Genomic DNA, 22,410 nt, shown 5'->3' on the forward strand with positions numbered 1-22,410 from the left:
TCCAATGGCTCCAAAAGGGTTGCCTTTGCTCCTTGAAGCCTTGGGTTGGTCCGAACCCGAGCGCTGGTGGAGCCATTGGCAGCAACGCGGTGGTGTTGAACTTGCCCGTTGCGTCTGGCCCGAGAACGTGAACGATGAATGGCTGCTGGGTGTGGCGTTTCCATTGCTCTCGCAGGTAGAGAGCCTCATGGAGATGGGTGGTCGTCCCCTGCTCGGACTGAGTGCTCTTCCTGGATGCGGAAAAACCACCCTTTGCGATTGGCTTGTGCAAGCCAGTTCCGAGTTGGGATGGTCGATCGCGTTTCTTTCAATCGATGATTTTTATTGGCCTGGTCCAGAGCTTGATCGACGGATGGCAGGAAATCCCTGGGGTGTGCCCAGGGCAATACCAGGTAGTCACGATCTGGAGTTGATGGCCATAGCTCTTGATCAGTGGCGAGAGACAGGGATATTGAACGCCCCTCGCTTTGATAAATCCCTCCGTCAAGGTCGAGGGGATCGCAGTGAATGGGTTCGATCCACTCCTGATTTAGTGGTGCTGGAGGGATGGTTCGTGGGCGTTTGCGTGCCTGATGAAATTTGTTCCGCTCAGAACTTGCACTCGCTTGAGCTCACAAGTGAAGAGATGCTGTATCGCGAGCGGCTCATTCGGCTCATCCCTGACTATGCACCGATCTGGGATCGAATCGATAAGCTCTGGCACCTCAAATCTCAAAGCGGTACATCGAGCCGGCTTTGGAAGCGACAGCAGGTGGAGACCCAAACCAGGACCACCGGTGTTCAAGTGTCTGAATCCGCTGTCCAAGATTTTGTTCGGATGATTGAAACTGCATTTCCAGCACCTTGGCTGCAGGATCTGCATCAATCCGATGTTGTGATTGATCTCACAAACCAACGCGCCGTTCGTGAGATCACCTTGAAATGAACTCAGTCCTCGCTGTCATCAGCATCAGCAACCGGATACACAAAACCTTGAGCACGGCCACTCAACACTGACTTGCCGATTGACATAGCACGTTGTGCAGCAGTGGCTGCTTTTGCCTTCCAAACAGCATGCCTTTGATTGCGCTTGCTCTTAGAGGTTTTCTTCTTCGGTACAGCCATTGCAGCCGGAACTCTTCCAAACGCCCATAATCTACTTTCGAGAGTCCGCTCGTCAAATCGCTACTCTTAATACATCGCAGGAACGGTGTGAGTTCAGGTCCGGAAGATCGTGAAATCATCGTCTCCCAGGCATCTGGGACCGATGCCAAGGAAAGCCCCACCAATCCGTTTGCTCGCTTTAAATCGGATCCCCCGCCGAGTTACAGCGAGTTATTGACGCAAATTTCAGCGGGAAAAGTCAAAGATCTGCAATTGGTTCCTGCTCGTCGGGAAGTGATCGTGGAATACGACGACGGCCGCAATGCCACTGTTTCCACACTGGCGAACGATCAACAGATCTTGCGTACAGCTGAATCTGCTGGCGTTCCCTTGACGGTGAAAGATGTTCGTCAGGAACAAGCTTTGGCTGGGTTGGCAGGAAATTTGGCCCTGATCGCCTTGATTGTGATCGGCCTTTCTTTTCTGCTTCGTCGCTCGGCGCAGGCCGCAAACAAAGCCATGGGCTTTGGTCGCAGTCAAGCTCGGATCCGCCCTCAAGATGAAATCACCGTTCGATTTGAGGACGTTGCCGGGATCAGCGAAGCCAAGGAGGAACTCCAGGAGGTCGTGACCTTTCTGAAGCAGCCCGAGAGTTTTATTCGTCTTGGAGCGCGGATCCCTCGGGGTGTTCTGTTGGTAGGACCGCCGGGAACGGGAAAAACATTGCTGGCCAAGGCCATTGCTGGGGAGGCTGGGGTTCCGTTTTTCTCGATTGCGGCATCTGAGTTTGTAGAGCTGTTTGTGGGCGTTGGTGCAAGTCGCGTTCGCGATTTATTCCGCAAGGCCAAGGAGAAATCGCCTTGCATCATTTTTATCGATGAAATTGATGCCGTTGGCCGTCAACGCGGTGCAGGAATCGGCGGGGGCAATGATGAACGGGAGCAGACCCTGAATCAGTTGCTCACTGAAATGGATGGCTTTGCTGATAATTCAGGTGTGATCTTGCTTGCCGCCACCAACAGGGCTGACGTGCTCGATACGGCCTTAATGCGTCCAGGCCGTTTCGATCGTCGTATCCATGTCGACCTGCCTGATCGCAAGGGGCGTGAGGCGATCCTTGCGGTTCATGCCCGAAGTAGACCTCTTTCAGATGAGGTGTCTTTGGCTGATTGGGCCCTAAGAACACCAGGATTTTCGGGTGCTGATCTGGCCAATCTCATCAATGAAGCCGCGATCCTCACGGCGCGACATGACCGTTCCTTTGTAGGCAGCTCAGAATTAGAGGCAGCCCTTGAACGCATCACGATGGGCTTATCGGCGTCTCCCCTCCAGGACAGTGCCAAGAAACGGCTGATCGCATATCACGAAATTGGTCATGCCTTGGTGGCAGCCCTTACGCCTCACGCCGATCCTGTGGACAAGGTGACCTTGCTTCCACGCAGTGGTGGAGTGGGCGGATTTACCCGATTCTTCCCTGATGAGGAGGTGATTGATTCCGGCCTGGTCAGCAAGGCTTATTTGCGGGCGCGTCTTGTCATGGCACTCGGTGGACGTGCAGCAGAGACGGTGGTCTTTGGTCCTGGTGAGATCACCCAGGGAGCGAGTGGAGATCTGCAAATGGTCTCTCAGCTCGCCAGAGAAATGGTGACTCGCTTTGGATTTTCTTCTCTGGGGCCCGTTGCTCTTGAAGGTGGTGATCAGGAGGTGTTTTTAGGTAGAGACTTAATCCATACCCGTCCCTCCTATGCAGAGAGCACAGGTAAAGCAATTGATGCTTGTGTTCGCCAGCTGGCAAGCCAAGCTCTCGATGAGGCGATCGCCTTATTAGAGCCCCGTCGTGAAGTCATGGATCGTCTTGTTGAGGCCTTGATTACGGAAGAAACGCTATCGAGTTCGCGCTTCTATGAAATAGGGGGTCTAGATCAGCCGCAAAGTAGGGAAAATCAATTGAAGAATGATGATTTTTATAAACCCCTTCTGGCTCAAAAGCCAGCTGCGACTTGATTCGCTCCACTCCAGTGGCAAAAATCATCCAGATGGTGGGGCGTTTTGGGATCTTGTTGATCCCACTGATTGTGATTGTCTCCAGGTTGCAGGTGGAGTGGTATTGGTTCGATCAGTTTGAACTTGGATCTGTTTATGGCAAACGTTTATATCTTCAATTAGCAGGCGCACTCTTTGCCTTTTTGTTTGTTGGCGGTTGTGCGCTTTGGCGTCAATCTTGGTTGCGCTTACCTGAATCCCTCAAGGATGAGAAAAAATCTGTCCTGACCGGCTATCGCTTTGGCTTCAGCCTGTTGGCATGCCTCTTGGTTTTGCTCTCCGTTCTTGCGATCGATACCCGTCTGGCCTGGCTGGCCTGGAGCGACCCTTTTTCATTGCCGTACTGGTGGAGTCTTCCCTTTTCGACAGCTTGGCCGCTGCTGAGTGTGTCAATTTTGGCGTTGATGTTGATCATGTTTGGCCTCACGCGCAGCCGACGGTTAGGCCTTGCCCAGGTTTATGGAAGCGCTTGTGTGTGTTTGATCGTTGCCCGGAGCTGGGGACTCTGGAGCCTTGCTTTTGCGATTCCTGATCTCGGTCGCATTGAACCGATGCTCGGCTCTGATGTGAGTTTTGGTTTGGGTCGTTTTTCTGCAATCGCGCTTGGCCTTGAGTTAGTCCTTTTACAGCTATCCCTCACGCTGAGTACAGCGTTATGGAGTCGATTAACACGTTCAACTTGCCTTAGCGATTGGGCTTTTCCAGGCTTAACCGTGCGTCAGCGACATGGTTTGAGGCCAGGTTTTGCTTTGGTGCTGCTTACCTGCTCAGGACTGCTGTGGCTCTCAAGGCACCAGTTGCTTTGGACTCAGGATGGAATCGTTGCAGGTGCCGGATGGCTTGATGTTCATCTTCTGCTTCCTTTGCGATCCGTGGGCTCGATTGCACTGCTCGTGTTGGCATTTGTTGTTTTGCCATCACCATTCTCGAGTCTTCGTCGCCGTCAATTACGGCTGATCCTGGCCTGTATTGCCGTGGTGTCGTTTGGCCTGGAGATGGTGTTATTTCCGTTGATGCATTGGCTTGTGGTGCGTCCGCGGGAATTACAGCTGGAGAGCCCATATATCAGTCGTGCGATTGAGGCCACGCGTCAGGCTTATCAATTGGACGGCATTACCACCACCCAGGTTGAACCATCTCCTCGCTTGAGTCCCCAGGATCTCCAGGACGGCGCAAGCACCTTACGCAATATTCGGTTGTGGGATAGTCAGCCTCTACTCGCGACGAACCGACAGCTGCAGCAGCTCAGGGTTTACTACCGCTTCACCAATGCAGCAGTTGATCGCTATCAGTTGCGTCCTGATTTGCTTGAACGTCAGCAGGTGATTCTCGCTGCGCGTGAACTCGATCAGGCAGCTCTCCCCAAGCGGTCACGCACCTGGCAAAACCGTCACTTTGTTTTTACGCATGGCTATGGATTTACGTTGAGTCCGGTGAATTCAAGCGCAGAAGATGGTCTTCCGGATTATTTCATTAGTGATATCGGTCGTTCAGCGCGTATTGAAGGTAATGAATTCCTAGATATTAGTCGCGCCGATGTCAAGAAGAATGTTCCGATTGGAAGGGCTGCCCTCTATTTTGGGATGCTTCCTTCTCCCTATGCCGTTGCACCAACTCAAATTGAGGAGTTCAATCATCCAGAAGGTGACGAAAACACATATAACCATTATTCAGGACGAGCTGGCATCCCACTGGCATCTTTAGGACAACGGATTGCTGCATCGGTTTACATCCGAGATCCAAGGTTGCTGAATACGGGCGTGTTGCAAGCTGATTCAAAATTATTGCTTCGACGCGATGTCAAAAAGCGCGTGAAGGCTTTGGCACCCTTTTTGCAGTTAAAAGGTGATCCTTATCTTGTCTCCGTTCCCATGGAGTCTGATCTCAATCAGTATCAGGAAGATCAACATCAATATTGGATTGTTGATGGATACACCAGCTCCAACACCTATCCCTATGCCTCAACGCTTCCTGACGGACAAGAGATGCGCTATGTACGCAATTCTGTCAAGGCAATTGTTGATGCCTACAACGGAACGGTAAGGCTCTATGTGAGCGAACCGGACGATCCGATGATTCGTGGTTGGCAGAAGGTGTTCCCCGAATTGTTCCAGCCCTTGGCAGCTATGCCTTCGTCTTTGCGACAGCATTTGATGGTTCCTAGTGCCCTATTTGAGTTACAGGTGCAGCAATTGCTTCGATATCATGTCACGAATCCACGCATTTTTTATAGTGGAGATGATGTTTGGCAAGTTCCAAAAGAGCTTTATGGAAAAACACAGATTCCAGTGGCTCCGTATCACATTACAGCGCAAGTGAAACCCAGTGTTGACTCTGAATTTTTACTCTTACAACCCCTTACTCCGCTCGCACGTCCCAACCTTTCTGGCTGGTTGGCGGCAAGAAACGACGCTGAGCATTACGGAGAACTAATACTGTTGCGCTTCCCTAGCGATGTTCCGATTTTTGGACCTGAGCAGATCCAGGCTCTGATCAATCAAAATCCTGTGATCAGTCAACAGTTTGGCCTCTGGGACCGAGCAGGCTCTCAAGTTGTTCAAGGGAATTTATTGGTCGTACAACTCGGAAATGCCCTTCTCTATGTTGAGCCGATTTACCTCAGAGCACGGCGAGGTGGATTGCCGACATTAACGCGTGTCGTTGTCAGTGATGGCAGTCGTGTGGCAATGGCAAAGGATTTACGCACGGGTCTTGATGCACTCGTGCAGGGGAGTGGGGCAAAAGATGTTGTTGTCCAGGAGCTGGATAAAGCTTTGTAGAACTAGTTTTTGTTTGGATAAACTTATTCCATTTGACGACGTACTTCTCTCAATGTTTTTCCAGGTTTGAATAAAATAATTAATCCCCATAGAAACAAAGGTATGACCACTAATAATGTATAAGCGCCAACCTGTGGTGAACTGTTAAGGGTTAATTGAGATTCATGCAATTGTTATGAGTGATAGATTTTTATCTCAGGTTTCGGCAGTGATCTCCAATCCCACTAATAAGCACAGTCCAATATTGACGCCAAGGATCAATAACAGAATCATCAGTCGCTTAATGATCTGTTTGAAATAGTCAAGCCTTCCAAGCTCACCTCTCCAGTCGAAGAATTGAGGTAAACCTTGGCTAGCAACGTATAAGCGCTTGCTTTATGAGGTGCAAAAGGTTTTGGCTTGCTCAACGCTTTGTTTGTTTTTCATCTCCTTCACGACGCAGTTGCAGGTGGCATTCAAATGGCTCAAGAGCAGTTGTTGCCCAGCTTTCTCGTATTCCTTTCTCATGGCAGATGAGCACTTGCCGAAAATGATCTTGTCCACCATGCCTGCATGGGCTGGAACAACAGTGATTGCAGCCATTGCAGCAAAAGCAATCACGCCTGGCAATCGGGGCATTGATATCAACGGGCTATTGACTTCATGGCAAGGTTGGCCAGACCTCGTATGAATGTCCGTAGTGATACATACTCATCTTCTCTGCACCAGCGCTTGCACTTGATCAGCTGCCAATGAGTCAGCAGGTTTTACGCATTCATGAACCTGAAGCATAGGGTGGCTGCTACGACAAGACAGCTAGCAACAACAACGAGTCCCATCAGAATGAGTCGAAGACAGTCTCATCATTTGGCTTCAAGTCATCATTTGCCTGTCTCCGATGACACTAATGACACAAGACAGCGGGCTGCTGTCCCATTGGATCAGTCCGCAAGATCTGTATTCAGATCCGTGTCGCGTCTAAGCATGGGCAACCAGAAGGACTCCTGAAGTATTGGAAACACAGAAAGACTAAGCATAAAAAATCGGGATAGATCAGTGACCTATCCCGTGTTTTTAATGATCGTTACAGGCTTATGACGGCAGCGATCAGCCGATCGCAGCAAAAAACTCTTTGCTGCCCTTGGGATCAGGCTTCATGGTCTTCTCGCCTGGAGTCCAGTTCGCTGGACAGACTTCATCTGGATTGGACTGCACATACTGGAACGCCTGAAGGACGCGCAGGGTCTCATCAACATTCCGGCCAACAGGCAGGTTGTTGATCGTGGCGTGCATGATCACACCCTCAGGGTCGATGATGAACAAACCACGCAGAGCCACGCCTTCAGCGTCATCGAGAACGTTGTAAGCAGTGGAAATTTCCTTCTTCAGGTCTGAAACGAGCGGATAGTTGATATCGCCGATTCCACCTTGATTACGTGCGGTCTGGATCCAAGCCAGGTGACTGAATTGGCTATCCACGGAGATGCCCAGAACTTCAGTGTTCTTGCTGGAGAAATCAGAGTAGCGATCGCTGAACGCTGTGATTTCAGTTGGGCAAACGAAGGTGAAGTCCAGAGGGTAGAAAAACAGCACCACGTACTTACCGCGGTACTGAGACAAGCTGATCTCTTTGAACTCTTGATCAACTACAGCGGTAGCGGTGAAATCAGGGGCCTGTTGGCCCACGCGCAGGCAACCGTTGTCGGTCATGATGAAAGATCGATGGATACGTGACGGAAGCAGCGGACCAGACTCAATCCAAAGTCGGTCCGACTTCTAGTTACATCTTTTAATTTATCACGCTCTCCCCTTGCTTGCGGCCGGCTTGAATCGCAGAGAGCACTCTGCTGATGGAGTCCTAAAATCAACGAATGATTGATCAACCAATGTCTTGGGATCAGGCCTTATTGCGGAAATTCAGCAGTACAGGTCACTTCCGACTTTTAAATCAAGTTCGCAGCGAGCTCAAAAGTCAGCCACTGAACCGTGACGCTCAGACCAGAAAGCTCACGCTTCAGGCAAGGCCTCACCATGGACAATCTGTACGACAACAGCGGCGGCCAAATCCTGTTCCAGAAGATCAACCAATTTTGACGCTTGAGGAAACGACGAAGGACAATCCAACATCATTCAGAGATCGACTGAATGCGATCGAAATGCGCTGAAAATCGGTCGCACAAATCGGTTTAATGAAGACAAAAAATGGCTCGGGGGAGACTTGAACTCCCGACCTTGGGGTTATGAATCCCACGCTCTAACCAGCTGAGCTACCGAGCCGCAACTTTTTAATTTTAGACGATCGCCTGGACGTCTTAAGCCCGACGACGTGCTGGAAGCTTTGCCATTGGATCTAATGCTGAACCACCACGTTGGCGTATTTCGAAATGCAGATGAGGTCCAGTGCTTCTTCCAGTACTGCCCATGAGTGAGATTTTTACTCCCTGGGGAATGATCTGTCCTTTGCGAACCAGTAGACGGCTGTTGTGGGCGTAGCGGGTGGATGAACCGTCGGCGTGAGCTAACTCCACTAAATAGCCGTATCCGCTACTCCAGCCAGAAAATTTCACGACGCCATCTTTGGCCGCAACAATTGGGGTACCAACGTTGTTTGCAATATCGATGCCCTTATGCATGCGGCCCCATCTCCATCCGAATCCAGAGGTAAAAACTCCTTTTGTGGGCCACATGAAGGATTGATTCCCAACGACACCACCATCCTCCATTCCAGGTAATGGGGGCAGAGCTGGAAAACTTGCGCCGCCTGAAACGGTTGGACGGATCGCCAAGAGGGCCCGCGGTGAAGCTTTGGCAACACGCACTTCGCTGCCGATGGCCAAACGGGCTAGGTCTAGGCCAGGGTTGAGCGAGCGCAATTCACTCAAGCTGACCCCTTGGTCTCGTGAAAAGGTTGAAAGAGATTCGTTCGCTTTGATGCGAACAACGGATTGCGGATCTGGAGGAGATTGAAGCGGCGCCTTATGAAGAACCGTTGTTCCGTCAAGATGACTTGCGTTTGCGAGGCTTTCCTCAGCGTCAGCAGGGAGAACGATCCACGAGCCAGCCTTGATCACCTCGAAGGACGTCTGGTCGTTAAGAGCGGTTAAATCAGTGGAGGTAAGGCCAAGATCCGCGGCTATACCTTTAAGAGTGCTCTTCGTCGAGACCTTGACCCAAATCCTGCTTTGAGTTGCTGGTGCTGATGCCAGAAGAAATGGGGCTTGTACGTGGTCAGCGTCAGCGAAGCCTGGATGCTGCGCCAAAACAGATAAAGACGTTCCTGATGCGATTGCCGTAACGAGAACGAGAAGGGGCTTCATCTGAATCAGCAATTGGTAACGCTCCTGGAGAAGCCGCCACAGCTCAGGAACGGGCTGAAAGTAGCGGGTGTAGGAGATTGGCGCAAGGGCTGAAGTGTCAGCTTGCCAATTACCACAACTGAAGTTGGGACCCTGCTTGGTGGCTGACGATGGCACAAGCCACAGAGAGATTGAGGCTTCGCACGCCCCCTTGGCCATCTTCACCAGCGCTGCAGGGCATCGAAATGGTTGTGATTTGAGTGCAACGGCTGCGTGTTGCCTCCGATAGGCCAGTGTCTTCTCGACCGAACAACAAAATATCTCCCCGTTGGAAATGCATCTCTTGAAGAAGAACCCCTCCTCGACGGCTACAGCCAATCACCCTTGAGGATTGAGCAAGAGACTCAAAAAATGCATCAACATTCTTATGGATAGTGATGTCAACATGAGGCCAATAATCAAGACCAGCCCTTTTTAAATAACGATCTTCAAGGCTGAACCCAAGTGGTTCAATTAAATCCAGTGGTAAACCAAAAGCAGCACAAGTACGAGCAATATTTCCTGTATTTGGAGGTATTCGTGGTTCAAATAGTGCCACCCTCAAAGGTTTTTGGATCAAAGACTGCTGATCTAGTGATTGATTACTTATGGATTGATTGCTTGAAGCTTTCTTCACGGTACGAGTATGCCTAATTGGGTGAGATTCAAAGCTCTTCCTTGAACAACGAGCCAGCTGTCTATTGCGTGTTGTTCTAATCGTTGAGCCAGCCAGCCTTGGCGGTCCCGAAACAATCCGCCGATTTTGGTGGCTGGGACCACTCCCCAGCCTGTTTCTTCAATCACAATCACGGTGGGAGATGTTCGCATGAGAAGACTTTCAATCAGCTCTTCAGCCTCTTGCTCCCACTGAAGATCATCGCGATCGAGGTGGAGTGCTGTAAAGCCACCGAGGGCATCGATCAGCAAGGGGTGATGGGCCTCTTCTGTGCGAATGCATGCAGCAAGCATTGATCCCGGCTCGCGTAGCTGCCAATGCAGGGGTCTTCTTTCGCGATGCAGTCGCATCCGTTCATCCCAGCTTGGATCATTCGACCGATGCGCAGAAGTTGCGACGTAGGTGACCATTTCTTGAGAGCTGAGCAAATGTTCAGCCCACCGGCTTTTCCCTCCACGGCTTGGCCCGCTTACAACAATGAGTCCGTTGGGAACCTCTGATTTTTGTTTGTTTGAATGAGCCAAGGCTTTATCCGCCTCCGTTCATGCCTCGCAATGTGGCGACAGAGGATGGACTGACACGGTTGAGATAACGGAAGATCCAATATTTGAAAATTGTTGCCAAAATCACCGGGAATGTAGCGATGAACAGAAGGATAAAATTCTCTCGCGCTGGAAATCCAAAGTGATTGGCAATACCATCAAGCAGCACAGTCCAACCTTCTGGACTATGGAATCCAACAAAGATGTCGGTGAAGAGAATAATCGCGAAGGCTTTGGCTGAGTCGCTTAATCCGTAAACAGCCTCATCGAAAAAGCCGCGAAGAACCCTTAGTTCTTCGCGGCTGAACAGGCAAACCATGACGAAGGCAAGCGTGGCTGATATGTCCGCTAAAACATTTTTTACAGCATGGGTACTTTCAGCATCAGCCTCTTCTTTGAGCTCAGCAGCCTTTTTCCCTAATTGTTGTTGTAGTTCTTCTTGGCTTGGGATTGAGTCACCGCGAAGAAGAGCATCGAATTCAATTTCTGCCTTATACACTCTCAACTTTTCTACTGCCTGTTCTTCAAGTTGTGGCTTTGGGTAACTCAAGAAGGGCAGGTCTGGAGCAAAGCGGTCGACAGCAGGACTAATGATGTAAGTGCGGCTGACCTGTTGGACTAACAGTGGCACCAGAATCAGGAGTAAAAGAACCTTCAGCGAGATCAGCGTCGAATCCCTGCGTCTTCGAAAGCCTGCAACTAATGTCGCTTCTCCAGCTGGATTGAGCTGCCTGCGCACCTTGTCGAAGACCCCAAGCAGGGAGCGCGGCAGCGGATCTGGAGCTCGAGTCATGGTCGGAGCCGCCGAAGCCCGTCTAGGGCTATACCGATTCACGACACTTTCAATGAGCTGAAGTTGACGCAATTCCTGGGGATCCAGCTGGGCACGCTGGTACTCCAGTTGATCTAGCGATGCACGACAAACATTGATCGCTACTCGGAACTTGCGCAGTACTGTCGCTTGAACCGATTTCGGAACAGAGAGCTCAAGTTCGGGACGGATGGGTCGGTCGCCGTAATACTCCAGTTCCAAGCTCTGGATTAATAGGGCCGCTTCATAGCCTCGATCGAGATCAGAGTTGACATCAAGCGCGTTGGCTTTGCCAAAGGCTCCTATCCAATTGCGAAATGCCATAGCTGATCAGCGGGAGAAGACCCACCAGGTGGCCATCGGCACAATGGTTCCCACCACCAGCAGCACAATGACCCAAGTGAAGGCGTTGCTTTCGCTCGTTTCCTCAACCGTGGGAACGTTTGTGGGAAGAGTGGTGCGTTCAATTTGAATTGGTGGGCCTGGATCTTCGCCCCCATTGAGAACCACTGCAATGCGTTCAATTCCATCCATGGAGGCCTGGCGGAATCGCTCGCCATCTCGCATCGGCTGACTCATCGTGGTCCTCGCGGTACTGCGAAGTAATGCATCTGGCAGTTGATCACTCAGCTCTGCTGAGACAACAACCGCAGCTTGTTTGTTCTGAGTTTCTTCGAGAAAAAGAATGAGAGGACGCTCACTCGTGTTGTCGTTATTAGACCAACGTTCAACCAACTCTTCCCCAAATCCCGTAAGACTCAGCCCGTAGTCCAGTTTGCGAACGGTAATCACCCTGGCGTCCACCTTGGAAGACTCCAGTTGATTCAGTCGCGTTTCAATCTCATTTTTTCCAGCCCGACTCAGCACATCAGCTGAATCCAGGACGGCCTTATCCGGTGGCTGGGCTGGTAGGTCTTGGGGAGAAAAGGCAAAACCCGCTGGCACTGCCAAAAAGAAACAGAGACTTGCGGCGATGAGCAGCTGCAGAGACTTGAAGGGGCTAGGCATCATGAGGCGTTCGATGGGTGGGGTCTGCCGTCAGCTGGCAAGGCTGTCGTGATTCAAGGCCATGATCGCGTCCATGACAGCTTGCGCTTTGCCTTGAGGGAGCTCGACGCTTTTAGCGAGCTCGTCGAGAAACGTTTGTTCCTCAGTGGTCACAGTCCTATCAGCGTGAACCAGCTGCACGGCCACAGCAAGAGCTGTTTCCTTTTGGGATTCTTTGAGTTGGGGTAGGGCATCTTTGATCAATTGACTTGATCCTTTCTCGCGAAGGCGTTTGAGTAGTTGGTCAAACAACATTGCCATCTCACTCTCGCTTCGATCCTTGTAAGGGGTTCGATATTCCAATTGAAGTCTTAAAGCATGCGCTTCATCTTTGCCCAGTACTCCATCGCAAGCCACTGTGGCCAGCGCAATCGCGGCAAAGGCTTCGGATTCGGTCATCAGCGTTGGAGGGTTGACCTCTATTTCAGCAAAAGTGCATTGATCTGACTGCTCATGAGTTGCAAAACATGTTGAGATCCCACCAATGGTGTTTGCTCGCAGGTGTTCTTGTTTTGGGGCTTTCCATCCTTAACGCCAGCACCGCTGAAACCATTACACCAAGCCTGGAGCGAGCCGATGTTCTTGCCGGGATGGCGGGGGTTGGCTTGATGCTCGTTTCCATCCTCTGGACCCGGGCCTCTCCACGCAGTCCGGAAGCGGTTGCGCTGGAGGGTGAACAGGGTTTTGTCCTCTCCTCCGATTTACCCGATGCTGTACGAGCGGAAATGGCGTGGGGTAGCCATCAGTTCTTGACCGCAACTTCTGCTGCCACGATTCTTGTTTTTTGGGAGGGCTCGGTTCTGCTTCGCCGGGGCCTTCTGGGCGTTGGTGATTTTGAACCTGGTGAGATCTGTCGACGATCCGTTCAAAAGCAAGAACTGATTTCGCTTGTAAAAACAGCCCTCTACCCAGGCAAAGCTGAGTTTGATCCCGTTTTGCCCGGCTTGCCTTCCGTGATGGTGCAACCTCTTGGAGAGAGTGGCTGGGTGGTGATTGGTGGCTGGTCGGAGCGATGTTTCAGTCGTTCCGATGAACGGTGGCTATCGGGTTGGGCTGAACGCCTTAAAACGACACTGGAGGTTGCAGAATTAGAAGAAGAAAGCTAGTCATAGCCTTTAGTCTCGATTGGCTGTGCTTGCAGTTGCCTTAACGGGATAGGGCAACGCGTCAACTTATTGAGGACTGATCGCGACCAACCAACCCTCTGTTCTTTCTCGCTTTGATCACAGGAGCTGGTTATCAACCCATCTGATGAGGCCAAGCCACCGAAATTCCTGAGCATTGAAGCTGGCAACTGGTGATTGCCTCATCAGTTCAGCAGGTTGCACTGAAGGCTGATGAAAATTGGTCGAGGGGTCCGGTTCTCTGTGAATGAGGCGCGAGTGATCCAAGGGCAAAACACAATGTTTTGAGCGCCAGTGCAGATGACGAGTGCATCACTTGAGTCAACGGAGATGCGGCAACGCACTTAGCGCGATTTCTGTCTGGATGGACATTCCACCTTTGATTCAAGCTTGCGATTCTCAAAATGGTCTCATCTGAGACAGGCGATGGTCCCTTCGAAGGGAAATGATCATTGAGTGTTCAAGTTCTTCCCATGGGCTTCATCGCTGTCGCTAGTTGCCTAGCCCTTGCTGCTGTTGTGTCCAATGCACTCATTGAAAACTTCTGATCGCTAGATGGATGGCCGTTCGACGCTTGCGTTTGCTTAAGCATTCGCCAGGTTTATGAAGACAGAATTGACCATGATGGCGAACCAGGCAGTACACAAGGAGGCGATTAAATGTCGCTCCAGGTCCCGATGGCAAGGGATGTCTAGATGGTTATCGATATTAATCCATGTATTAACGCCATTAATGCCGTCTATTTTCTAGCTCAAATTCATAGATTGTGATTGGTTGTCTACATTATTTCGTCATGAAAGAAAGCCATCTGGATCGATTCTTTTTGGTGGTAAACGTCTTATTTACTTCGATTTCATCGATTTCGTCTGCGCACTCAATGTGATAAATCTCTTTGAGAGTGTTTGAGTATGCAAGGCAGCGTTGGCGAACCTCCATAGGCTCTGCATAGTATTTTCCATAGGCCGCATTTGTTCTTAATTCATGATCTGGTTTGATAACTGATTCAGCAAATAGGTCAAGAGCGCGTCGACAGGCTTCGGGACAAGAGGAAGGCATGGGTAGAGGTGAATTTGGCTTATCAAAGCGAGCTATCGCTTGTTTGTTGCTTGATATTTGGCAAAAACGACAAGTATATATACTTAAGGATTGGCAGTGGAAGCTAGGGCTACTTCTGGGCTGAATCCCTAAAGGAATAGCAAGCTAGAGCCTCAGAGAGGATTGTTGTCACTATTAATTTCATCGCTAAGCAATAACTAGCGGCACTACTACTGCCTGGAAATTACCAAAATCGATGGGAGATTGTTCGCTGAAACGTGAGCCACCCAGCCTGTCCAGGTTCTCGTAATGGGGTAGCTGATCCTTCTTGGGTTATTGGCAGCTTTAGGCGACGGATTTAAGCCATAGAGCCAATCGGAACCGTCTTAAAACAACACCGGAGGTTGAGAGCTCTTGGATGTCTGATCCTGACCGTTTGCCTTCTCCTCAATCGTGAGCTCGGAACGCACCTTGTTACCTGGCGCAGAAAAAATCAGTGCCCCCTTCTCGCCGATGGATCCGTTGAGCTTTTGTGCCTCTGTAATTTGATTGTTGTCATCGCGTTCTACTCGAACGTCTCCTGTCGCTAATATCTCGTCTGTTTCCCAATTCCAACGGCACTGGCGAGAGAATAAACGTTCACCTGGTTGCTTAATTCGGCAGACTTCAGGAATTATCACAGTATTTTGGTTGAGTTCAGCACGGAATTTTTCGCCGTTGATCTGGATTTTATTGATCAATCCCTCGAATGGATCAGTACTGCTAATAATTTGTTTGCGGAAATTCCAGGTTGTATCTTTTGCACGTAAAAGGCCTTTGTTTTTAGGCATAGTCACAATCACAGGAGATTTAACCGTGATCATTCCTTTTAGTGTATTTCCGTTCAATTCCCGTCCTTTTAATTGTTCAAGAACAACGCCCTCTTGATCAAGGCGTTGTCCGAGAACGGGTCCTTCTGCTGTGAGCGCGCCGTTTTCTAAATTCCATAGCGTCTTCCCTGCTTGAATAGCCGTATCTGGTTTCTTGGTGAGCGCCAGTTTGTCTTTCCATCGATACAGTTGGACAGGACTGGTTAGCGTGAGATCATTGGTGTCTTGCTGAAGAACAGCTACGGTTGCTGTGATCCTTGAACGAGCATCAAAAGCGCGTGGCTGTATTTCCATGGCTAGACGTGAATATTTTGGTTGCCAGCGGAGTCTTTCGCCTTTAAACAATATTTTTTGCCCATTAAGCTGTTGTAGTTGAACATCACCTTCAAGGATAATTTGCTCGCCATCATTGAAGACGACCGCATAGTCAGCCCTGATTTTAAAAGAAGGTTTATTGTTGCTAAATAGAACTCCACTGGGTAGCTTGGCTCTTACTAATCTTCGAGAAAATTCATATCGAGCTTCAGGACTCGAAAGGATCCAGTCGGGATCTCCATTGGATTTTTTCTGCTCTAGCTCCAGCTTGCGAAACACAAAAGGTATGGGTGCTGCTTTTTCCGAGCGGTTCCTTGTTGAGGAGGAGCAGCCCAGCAAAAGGGCACCAACAATGACTGGTGAGATCCAGATCGTTTGTTTCAGAATTCTGCTGGAATGGTATGGCTTCGCAAGAGTCACAATGCTTCCTCAAGTTCCAGTCGTTGCATGACTGGCTGAGGCTGGGGGAGGGGATGGCCTGATTCGAGGCCTCCCCATACCAGTTGTCCAGACCAGTTGTCTAAATCTGAGGATTGGTTGAGCTGGGCCAAAATCCGCTCGCTTAAATCGGGAACGAGGGGTTGCAGGAGCCAACCCACCAGTCGAGCGCTTTCAAGGACTCCATAGAGATCCAAAGCAACTTCGGCGTCTTGACCACCCTTCTTCATTTTGCTCCAAGGCGCTTGGTCGTTGAGGTATCCGTTCGCTTGAATGGCAAGCTGAAGAATGGCCTCAGCTGCTTTCTGAAAGGCCATGGAGGGCATGGACTCGCGGACAGTTGCGATGGCTGTTTCGGCTGCTTGGCGTAACGCATGGTGATCGCTGTCTTTGGACTCAACGATGGGTGTGGACTCGTTGAACCATTTGCGAGACATCGAAGAGGTTCGATTTAGTAAATTGCCGATGGTGTTGGCGAGGTCATTGTTGACGAGATCAACAAAACGCTGTTGTTGGAAATCACCATCATCTCCAAATTGAATATCGCGCAAGAGATACCAGCGCACGGCATCGGTGCCGCAACGATCCAAGAGCACGTCTGGATCAAGAACATTGCCAATCGACTTGCCCATTTTTTGCCCCTCTCTGGTTAAAAAGCCATGTCCGAATACTTTTTTGGGTAGAGGTAAACCTGCTGACATCAACATTGCTGGCCAATACACAGCATGGAAACGCAGGATGTCTTTGCCAATCACATGTTGATCTGCAGGCCAGCCAACAGCGTTTAGGCGTTCAAGGTCAATACTCCCACCGTCATCTAATAGAGCTGTGAGGTAGCCAAGTAAGGCATCAAACCAAACATAAAAGGTGTGGCCTTGATGTCCTGGTACAGGTAATCCCCAGTCCACATTGACCCTTGAAATGGAAAAGTCGCGCAATCCTCCCGCTACGAAATTCTGAATTTCTTTGCGCCGACTTGCTGGTGCAATGAAATCAGACTGGTTGAGAAGAGCTTCAATTTTGTCCTGGAAGTGCGATAAACAAAAGAACAGGTTCTCCTCATCTCTCCATTCCAATGGTTTCTGGTGGATGGAACAGGTTGGGTTGATTGCTTCGGCAGGATCATCTTTGAACTCCTCGCAGCCGACGCAATACCAACCGGTTTGACGGCCGCTACGGATATCTCCAGCCTGTTCACAGCGTTGGAAAAACTGTTGGACGAGAGGTAAATGGCGAGCCGATGTCGTGCGGACAAATCGATCGTGGCTGATGTCCCATTCTTTCCAGGCTTTTTCGTAGCTGGCTGTGACCCGATTGCAGTGATCGATAGGACTGATTCCTTGATCAGCGGCTGTGCGTTGAATCTTTTGACCATGTTCATCCACGCCAGTCACAAAGACCACTTCATGGCCTTCAAGTCTTTCAAAGCGAGCCAGTGCGTCACAGGCAACGGTGGTGTAAGTGCTACCTAGATGTGGTTTGTCGTTGACGTAGTAAAGAGGGGTTGTAAGGGTATAAATCATGGTCGTCCCGGGGTGATCCCCTTCCGGCCTTGGATCCTAACGACCTCCCTTCGTTTCGTCATGCCACTTCTCAACGTTGCGTCTGTCGATGAGGCCAGGTCAACTTGGCTGGCAGCGTTGCACCATTTGGCCCTTGTTGATGGAGACTTCGATCCTGAGGAACAGCGGCTGCTGGCCGAGCAGCTCAATGAAGACTGTCCACTTCAAGGTTTTGATTGGAACCACTGCCGTGCTCCCGATTGTTCTGACATCAACCGTCTGTTCTCTTCAGACCCCAATCGTGCGGAGCAATTCCTGAGGTCAGCGGTCGTGGTTGCTTTAGCGGATGGTCATCTCAGCCAATCTGAACTTGATTTACTCCAAACCTGGGCCTCAGCGCTTGGCCTCAACAGTGAACTGATTAACAGCTTGGTTCCCTGCTCTTCACGGGAGCCCCAGCCTTGGAAACCCTTGGATCCCCTGAAGCAATGGCTCGATGATTTGGATCCTCGTGACGAGAGGATTTCGTCCTTCATTGTTCAGCTGATTCCCTCTCAGTGCCCTTTTGAGCGAGACATTATTTTGTTTGGCCGCAAGCTGGTTCATGTCCCAGCGATGTGCAAAATCAATCCCTTGTACGAGCAGCTAGTAGCGCTGCGTTTTCGTTGTCTTGGCCACCTTTCCATGGATGAACAACTGCGGATCAGTTGTCGCGAATCGGCTCAGGTATGACCACGCAAACTTGCCATAGCCCAGTGGTGGTCTGGGGTGGTGGCACGGGCGGTGTTGCCGCCGCCCTTCAAGCTGCTCGATCCGATGCCAAGACACTTCTGCTCACCCCAGGTCGTTGGCTCGGAGGAATGGTCAGTACAGCAGGAGTGTGTTGTCCTGATGGCAATGAACTCGCCCCTTGGCAGACCGGCTTGTGGGGTGCCTTCCTCAGGGCTCTTTATCAAACCGAGCCAGAAGGCCTCGATCAGAACTGGGTGAGTTGTTTTGGTTATCGGCCAACGACAGCTGAACGGATTCTTCAAAATTGGGTGCAGGCACTCCCGAATCTTGAGTGGTGGGCTAATTGTCAGCTGCTGGATGTGGAACGTTCAGGATCAGCGGTGCAAGCAGTGCTGATCGAACGCGCTGGAGGTGTCCATCGCATTGGTTGCGACGTGGTGATCGATGGCAGTGATCGCGGAGAGTTACTGCCCTTGGTTCAGGCACCCTTTCGTTTGGGTTGGGAGGCTCAGGAGCTGTGGGGGGAACCGAGCGCTCCTCAAGCGCATCGTCTTAAAACGGAAGCCTTTTTTCGAGAGCAGCCAGTGCAGTCACCCACCTGGGTGGTGATGGGTCAGTTGCACAGCGATCACCCTTTCGCTGATCCTGCGTCAGAGCGGGAACTCGATGCTCCCCCGGTGTTGTCGGAGCCGTTTGAACAGGCCTGCGCAGCCTTTGGTGTGAATCGCACCATCAGTTACGGGCGCTTGCCTGGGGGATTGGTGATGCTGAACTGGCCCTTGCATGGCAACGACTGGCATCGAGGATTAGATCGAGCTTTCGACCCCAATCCCAAGGTCCAGCAGGAGCTGATGGCTGAAATGCAAGCCCACAGCCTGCATTTTGCCGATGAACTTCAGCGGTGTAGTGCCGGTGGGTTAACGCGGGGCGAGGCGTTCCCCCACGAGTCTGGAAGTCCTGCTCCCTGGTTGGCGGCCATGCCCTATTGGCGTGAGGGGCGCCGGATGGTTGGTCTCAAGACGGTGATCGAACAGGAGCTCCTGCCTCAGACGACCGGGCAATCGATCGCTGCGCTTCCATTCAATGACGCTGGTGCGTTGGACTCGATTGCTGTTGGCAATTACGCCAACGACCATCACTATCCCGGTCCTGATTGGCCGCTTGCCCCCAAAAGCTGTCGCTGGGGTGGCCGTTGGTCCGGGACTCCCTTTTGCATTCCCTATCCAGCACTAGTCAGTGCTGACCTGGAGAACTTGTTGAGTGCTGACAAGGCCTTCAGTACTAGCCATATGGCTAACGGGGCCACAAGGCTTCAACCGCTTATTTTCAATGTGGGGCAGGCTGCTGGAGCAGCCGCGGCCTTGTCGATTCGGCTCCAGCGTCCACTCGCTGCTCTGCCCGTTCGCCTTCTTCAAGAGCTCCTGATCGAGGAGCCCACAGCTCCCTCTGGAATCGTTCCGCTTTGGGACACTCCTTGGCATCATCCGGATTGGCAACACAGACAGCGCGCATGCCTAGATAACCCTGAGCTTCTCGGCGGCGATGGGGCTTGGCTCGGTTCTGATGCGCACTCTGGGATGGCACCTCCTCCCCAGCCTCAACAGGATGTTTGGTCAGGAACGCTGCTGCCTGATGGCCAAGGTGGATACGAATTGGAACTTGTGAGCGGCCGGCGTTGGCCCTTGATCACCCTCGAGCCTGACTTGAGCAGTTGGCTGGCGCATCAGGAACGCCCGAAGGCCGTTGAGTTGCTCGCGGTGGCCAACCCCTGGGGGCCCTGGTTACGGGGCATCAGCCTGCAGGGCTCCAGTGGGATTTAGTGAGCAGAAGCCACCAGCCTGAGTTGATCACGAGCCGAGTCAACATGCTGCACATTGACGAGCAGGCCCTCACCTGGTTCTGAATCTCTTGGACATTCAGCCGCCACATCCATGGCTAGATCGTCAATGCGCACCAGTCCAAGCTGATCCTGAGGACGCAACCAGCGCAAGAACTGAGCAGCCCACTGCTCTTTGTGATGGAGTTCAAACCACACCTGTTGCCAGTGGCGTTGGTCTTCCCTCGAAATACCAATGCCTTCACGCACCGCTGCATCAAAGTCGCTGATGAGCAGTTGCATGGCATCGCGATCCAGGGCTTCCTCGCCATTGAGTTGGGCTTGGAATTGCCGCTGCACAACAAGATCGCCATAGCGGCGAATGGGTGATGTGGCTTGGGCGTAGGAGGCGAGTCCCAAACTGAAGTGGGCCGCAGGTTGTGTTCCCATCAATCCGCGACTGAGACAGCGCTTGATAGCAGCGAATCGAACGGCTCCATCTGGCAGTGCCTCCAATTCGGAGCTGGGGGGGAGGTCAGCGGGGAGCTGGCTGCGGAATGGCAAAGCCAGGTCCTGCACTTCCGCAATTCGGGCTACCACCGCACCAGCCAAAATCATCGCTTCAGCCACCATCTGCCTGGATCTCCCAGGTTCACTGACCTCAAGAGAGGGCTGACCATCTCGACAACGAATCCTGCCTTCTGGCAGATCCATGAGAAGGGCCCCATTGCGAACTCGGCAGTCCCGCCTGCGGCTGAGAAGCGCATCCAATTCTGCTAAATCGGTGTCTTCTGGTGGCGCTAAGTCGATCAACTCATCGGCGTCTTCATAGCTGAGTCGATAGGTGGGTTGCACCCAGCTGCGTTGGATTCCGTGATCTCCGAGCTCACCGTCGCTGGTGAGTTCAGCCCAAATGCTCCAGGCAGCCGTTCGCGTGCGTGCTCGCAAACTGAAAGGCCCCGTCGACAAGCAATCTGGAAACATCGGCAGATTGCCTTTCGCTAAGTAGAGGCTGCTTCCGCGCCGCCTGGCTTCGAGGTCGAGAGCTGAGTCTTGATCGATCAGTCGCCCCGGGTCTGCGATGTGAATCCAGAGTCGTTGCGTGCCATCCTCGCGACGCTCCAGCGCGATCCCGTCATCAATATCTCGCGTGTCTTGATCGTCGATCGTGACGCAGCGTTGATCGCAAAGATCGATGCGCTTGGAGTCACCGGGGCGTTCGCTTGTATTGAGCTCCACCAAGCGCTCAGCCTCCTCAAGCAGAGCCGGGCTGAATCCTGATGACCAGGTTGTGCCAGCCATCGATGCGAGTTGATGGGGGTCCCAAAGGCCGAGGTCCACCAAGAGAAGGCGAAGATCTGCCCGGTCTTGATCAAGACGCAGACCCACCAGGCTTTGCTGAACGACCCGGTCAAGTTGGGCGAATTCGAGGGACCCTGAAACCACGTCCATGAGTTGTTCCAACCTGTTGCTAAGCGCTGGTGGAAGGCTTTGCAGATCAAGTTGTTGTCGAGCGCTGAGTAGCTTTTTCCAACGCTGCTCTACTTGCTGTTCAAGAGCTTTGAGCCGTTGTTGTCGGCGTAGCGGTTTTAGTTCGACAGCCGAGCGAGCCTTGATCTGATCCTGTTTGTAACGGAACCAAAGTTGGGGCCCCATCAAGGCCAACCAACACAGGGCTAATTGGCTCGGGTTGGTCCCTCCACAGACGAGATCACTAAAAAAGTCGATCTCGACCGTCTCGTCTGATTCCAGGAGCAAGAGCCAAGCTGCGCCCCAACTGCGACGATCGAGACAGGAGGGATCAAGCTGCTCGGCCTTGAGATGCCATGGAGAAGCCCCCAGTCCATCGGGGAGCTCAGCTCCAGATGGCAGGGGGCAAATGAGATCTAATTGCCGCTGGGGTAATACAACGGATTTGCGATCAAATCCAAGCTTCAAGCGCGCTTTGCTGCCTTGAAGAGATTCAACGACAGCCAGTTGATTCCCCTTCGACTCTTGAACGCCGACAAGATCTCCTGGTTGGAGAGCGGACGAAGCCAGTGGATCAGCCTTCTGGGTTAACGAAGGGAAGCAACGCCACAATGCGTGCACGCTTTACAGCATTGGTCAGGTCGCGCTGCTGCTTGGCAGTCAACCCAGTCAAACGACGAGGAAGGATTTTTCCGCGTTCGGTGATGAATTTCTTGAGCAGATCCACATCTTTGTAATCAATGGGATCTCCAGGTTTGATCGGAGAAAGACGCTTCTTAAAGAAGGAACTAGACATAACTCAGGAAAGCTGTT

20 protein-coding genes and 1 tRNA gene are annotated in these 22,410 nt (G+C 51.6%); 7 read left to right on the forward strand and 14 right to left on the reverse strand.

The features are described 5' to 3' along the window. Positions 1 to 4: 4 nt before the first annotated feature. Positions 5 to 925, forward strand: a complete 921-nt coding sequence (locus tag SynMVIR181_RS06080) for a kinase (RefSeq protein WP_186590350.1) — start codon at positions 5 to 7, stop codon at positions 923 to 925. Between the two features lie 2 nt (positions 926 to 927). Here the strand turns inward: SynMVIR181_RS06080 and rpmF are convergent, their stop codons facing one another. Further along, the gene (gene rpmF, locus SynMVIR181_RS06085; protein WP_006852524.1) at positions 928 to 1,104 is read right to left on the reverse strand and encodes a 50S ribosomal protein L32; all 177 of its coding nucleotides are present in this window, start codon (positions 1,102 to 1,104) and stop codon (positions 928 to 930) included. Positions 1,105 to 1,191: 87 nt separating this feature from the next. On the opposite strand from rpmF, the gene ftsH reads away from it, so the two are divergent. Both ftsH and SynMVIR181_RS06095 read left to right on the forward strand, forming a co-directional pair. Next, a complete protein-coding gene (gene ftsH, locus SynMVIR181_RS06090; protein ID WP_186590351.1) occupies positions 1,192 to 3,087 on the forward strand; it encodes an ATP-dependent zinc metalloprotease FtsH in 1,896 nt (631 codons plus the stop codon). Between the two features lie 32 nt (positions 3,088 to 3,119). Next, a complete protein-coding gene (locus SynMVIR181_RS06095) occupies positions 3,120 to 5,906 on the forward strand; it encodes a UPF0182 family protein (protein ID WP_186590536.1) in 2,787 nt (928 codons plus the stop codon). Positions 5,907 to 6,281: 375 nt separating this feature from the next. On the opposite strand, the gene SynMVIR181_RS06100 is transcribed toward SynMVIR181_RS06095, so the two are convergent. Next, positions 6,282 to 6,524, reverse strand: a complete 243-nt coding sequence (locus SynMVIR181_RS06100) for a hypothetical protein (protein ID WP_186590352.1) — start codon at positions 6,522 to 6,524, stop codon at positions 6,282 to 6,284. A gap of 468 nt (positions 6,525 to 6,992) precedes the next feature. Continuing rightward, a complete protein-coding gene (locus SynMVIR181_RS06105) occupies positions 6,993 to 7,595 on the reverse strand; it encodes a peroxiredoxin (protein WP_006852528.1) in 603 nt (200 codons plus the stop codon). Positions 7,596 to 7,756: 161 nt separating this feature from the next. Between SynMVIR181_RS06105 and SynMVIR181_RS06110 the strand changes: the two genes are divergently transcribed. After that, the gene (locus SynMVIR181_RS06110; RefSeq protein WP_186590353.1) at positions 7,757 to 8,050 is read left to right on the forward strand and encodes a hypothetical protein; all 294 of its coding nucleotides are present in this window, start codon (positions 7,757 to 7,759) and stop codon (positions 8,048 to 8,050) included. A 38-nt stretch (positions 8,051 to 8,088) separates the two neighbouring features. Here the strand turns inward: SynMVIR181_RS06110 and SynMVIR181_RS06115 are convergent. The 7 genes from SynMVIR181_RS06115 to SynMVIR181_RS06145 form a co-directional block, all read right to left on the reverse strand. Then, positions 8,089 to 8,162: transfer RNA gene (locus SynMVIR181_RS06115), tRNA-Met, on the reverse strand. Between the two features lie 35 nt (positions 8,163 to 8,197). Further along, on the reverse strand, positions 8,198 to 9,202 hold the full coding sequence (locus tag SynMVIR181_RS06120) for a M23 family metallopeptidase (RefSeq protein WP_186590537.1): 1,005 nt from the start codon (positions 9,200 to 9,202) through the stop codon (positions 8,198 to 8,200). A 109-nt stretch (positions 9,203 to 9,311) separates the two neighbouring features. Continuing rightward, positions 9,312 to 9,779: a tRNA (cytidine(34)-2'-O)-methyltransferase gene (locus SynMVIR181_RS06125; protein ID WP_255444479.1), complete on the reverse strand. Its 468-nt coding sequence runs from the start codon at positions 9,777 to 9,779 to the stop codon at positions 9,312 to 9,314. A gap of 74 nt (positions 9,780 to 9,853) precedes the next feature. After that, a complete protein-coding gene (locus SynMVIR181_RS06130) occupies positions 9,854 to 10,420 on the reverse strand; it encodes a bifunctional adenosylcobinamide kinase/adenosylcobinamide-phosphate guanylyltransferase (protein ID WP_186590354.1) in 567 nt (188 codons plus the stop codon). A gap of 4 nt (positions 10,421 to 10,424) precedes the next feature. After that, positions 10,425 to 11,573, reverse strand: coding sequence for a proton extrusion protein PcxA (gene pxcA, locus SynMVIR181_RS06135; RefSeq protein ID WP_186590355.1), 1,149 nt, complete (start codon positions 11,571 to 11,573; stop codon positions 10,425 to 10,427). A 6-nt stretch (positions 11,574 to 11,579) separates the two neighbouring features. Next, positions 11,580 to 12,257, reverse strand: a complete 678-nt coding sequence (psb32, locus tag SynMVIR181_RS06140; protein ID WP_186590356.1) for a photosystem II repair protein Psb32 — start codon at positions 12,255 to 12,257, stop codon at positions 11,580 to 11,582. Positions 12,258 to 12,287: 30 nt separating this feature from the next. After that, the gene (locus SynMVIR181_RS06145) at positions 12,288 to 12,695 is read right to left on the reverse strand and encodes a tellurite resistance TerB family protein (RefSeq protein WP_186525330.1); all 408 of its coding nucleotides are present in this window, start codon (positions 12,693 to 12,695) and stop codon (positions 12,288 to 12,290) included. Positions 12,696 to 12,763: 68 nt separating this feature from the next. On the opposite strand from SynMVIR181_RS06145, the gene SynMVIR181_RS06150 reads away from it, so the two are divergent. Then, complete coding sequence (locus tag SynMVIR181_RS06150; RefSeq protein WP_186590357.1) at positions 12,764 to 13,402, forward strand: cofactor assembly of complex C subunit B; 639 nt, start codon at positions 12,764 to 12,766, stop codon at positions 13,400 to 13,402. A gap of 1,439 nt (positions 13,403 to 14,841) precedes the next feature. Here the strand turns inward: SynMVIR181_RS06150 and lptC are convergent. Then, positions 14,842 to 16,059, reverse strand: a complete 1,218-nt coding sequence (gene lptC / locus SynMVIR181_RS06155) for an LPS export ABC transporter periplasmic protein LptC (RefSeq protein WP_186590358.1) — start codon at positions 16,057 to 16,059, stop codon at positions 14,842 to 14,844. Beyond that, the gene (gene metG, locus SynMVIR181_RS06160; protein WP_186590359.1) at positions 16,056 to 17,600 is read right to left on the reverse strand and encodes a methionine--tRNA ligase; all 1,545 of its coding nucleotides are present in this window, start codon (positions 17,598 to 17,600) and stop codon (positions 16,056 to 16,058) included. Before metG ends, lptC begins: the two co-directional genes overlap by 4 nt. 60 nt (positions 17,601 to 17,660) lie before the next feature. On the opposite strand from metG, the gene SynMVIR181_RS06165 reads away from it, so the two are divergent. Together SynMVIR181_RS06165 and SynMVIR181_RS06170 are read left to right on the forward strand one after the other, a co-directional pair. Next, entirely contained in the window at positions 17,661 to 18,311 is a 651-nt protein-coding gene (locus SynMVIR181_RS06165) for a Mo-dependent nitrogenase C-terminal domain-containing protein (RefSeq protein ID WP_186590360.1), read from the forward strand. After that, positions 18,308 to 20,131, forward strand: coding sequence for an FAD-dependent oxidoreductase (locus tag SynMVIR181_RS06170; RefSeq protein ID WP_186590361.1), 1,824 nt, complete (start codon positions 18,308 to 18,310; stop codon positions 20,129 to 20,131). The genes SynMVIR181_RS06165 and SynMVIR181_RS06170 overlap by 4 nt, the downstream gene beginning before the upstream one ends. On the opposite strand, the gene SynMVIR181_RS06175 is transcribed toward SynMVIR181_RS06170, so the two are convergent. Then, the gene (locus SynMVIR181_RS06175; protein WP_370593883.1) at positions 20,128 to 22,218 is read right to left on the reverse strand and encodes a ribonuclease catalytic domain-containing protein; all 2,091 of its coding nucleotides are present in this window, start codon (positions 22,216 to 22,218) and stop codon (positions 20,128 to 20,130) included. The two genes, SynMVIR181_RS06170 and SynMVIR181_RS06175, sit on opposite strands and share 4 nt — an antisense overlap. Further along, complete coding sequence (gene rpsR, locus SynMVIR181_RS06180; RefSeq protein WP_006041316.1) at positions 22,172 to 22,393, reverse strand: 30S ribosomal protein S18; 222 nt, start codon at positions 22,391 to 22,393, stop codon at positions 22,172 to 22,174. The genes SynMVIR181_RS06175 and rpsR overlap by 47 nt, the downstream gene beginning before the upstream one ends. Positions 22,394 to 22,410 lie beyond the last annotated feature (17 nt).

The sequence above is a fragment of the Synechococcus sp. MVIR-18-1 genome (assembly GCF_014279835.1).
Classification (GTDB): Bacteria; Cyanobacteriota; Cyanobacteriia; order PCC-6307; family Cyanobiaceae; genus Synechococcus_C.

What these genes read in the sequence shown, in the direction of transcription:
- SynMVIR181_RS06080 (WP_186590350.1), top strand. Translation starts at nt 5, where the DNA reads ATGGCTCCAAAAGGGTTGCCTTTGCTCCTTGAAGCCTTGGGTTGGTCC.
- rpmF (WP_006852524.1), bottom strand. Translation starts at nt 1,104, where the DNA reads ATGGCTGTACCGAAGAAGAAAACCTCTAAGAGCAAGCGCAATCAAAGG.
- SynMVIR181_RS06095 (WP_186590536.1), top strand. Translation starts at nt 3,120, where the DNA reads ATGGTGGGGCGTTTTGGGATCTTGTTGATCCCACTGATTGTGATTGTC.
- SynMVIR181_RS06100 (WP_186590352.1), bottom strand. Translation starts at nt 6,524, where the DNA reads ATGCCCCGATTGCCAGGCGTGATTGCTTTTGCTGCAATGGCTGCAATC.
- SynMVIR181_RS06105 (WP_006852528.1), bottom strand. Translation starts at nt 7,595, where the DNA reads ATGACCGACAACGGTTGCCTGCGCGTGGGCCAACAGGCCCCTGATTTC.
- SynMVIR181_RS06110 (WP_186590353.1), top strand. Translation starts at nt 7,757, where the DNA reads ATGATTGATCAACCAATGTCTTGGGATCAGGCCTTATTGCGGAAATTC.
- SynMVIR181_RS06120 (WP_186590537.1), bottom strand. Translation starts at nt 9,202, where the DNA reads ATGAAGCCCCTTCTCGTTCTCGTTACGGCAATCGCATCAGGAACGTCT.
- pxcA (WP_186590355.1), bottom strand. Translation starts at nt 11,573, where the DNA reads ATGGCATTTCGCAATTGGATAGGAGCCTTTGGCAAAGCCAACGCGCTT.
- psb32 (WP_186590356.1), bottom strand. Translation starts at nt 12,257, where the DNA reads ATGCCTAGCCCCTTCAAGTCTCTGCAGCTGCTCATCGCCGCAAGTCTC.
- SynMVIR181_RS06145 (WP_186525330.1), bottom strand. Translation starts at nt 12,695, where the DNA reads ATGACCGAATCCGAAGCCTTTGCCGCGATTGCGCTGGCCACAGTGGCT.
- SynMVIR181_RS06150 (WP_186590357.1), top strand. Translation starts at nt 12,764, where the DNA reads ATGTTGAGATCCCACCAATGGTGTTTGCTCGCAGGTGTTCTTGTTTTG.
- metG (WP_186590359.1), bottom strand. Translation starts at nt 17,600, where the DNA reads ATGATTTATACCCTTACAACCCCTCTTTACTACGTCAACGACAAACCA.
- SynMVIR181_RS06165 (WP_186590360.1), top strand. Translation starts at nt 17,661, where the DNA reads ATGCCACTTCTCAACGTTGCGTCTGTCGATGAGGCCAGGTCAACTTGG.
- SynMVIR181_RS06170 (WP_186590361.1), top strand. Translation starts at nt 18,308, where the DNA reads ATGACCACGCAAACTTGCCATAGCCCAGTGGTGGTCTGGGGTGGTGGC.
- rpsR (WP_006041316.1), bottom strand. Translation starts at nt 22,393, where the DNA reads ATGTCTAGTTCCTTCTTTAAGAAGCGTCTTTCTCCGATCAAACCTGGA.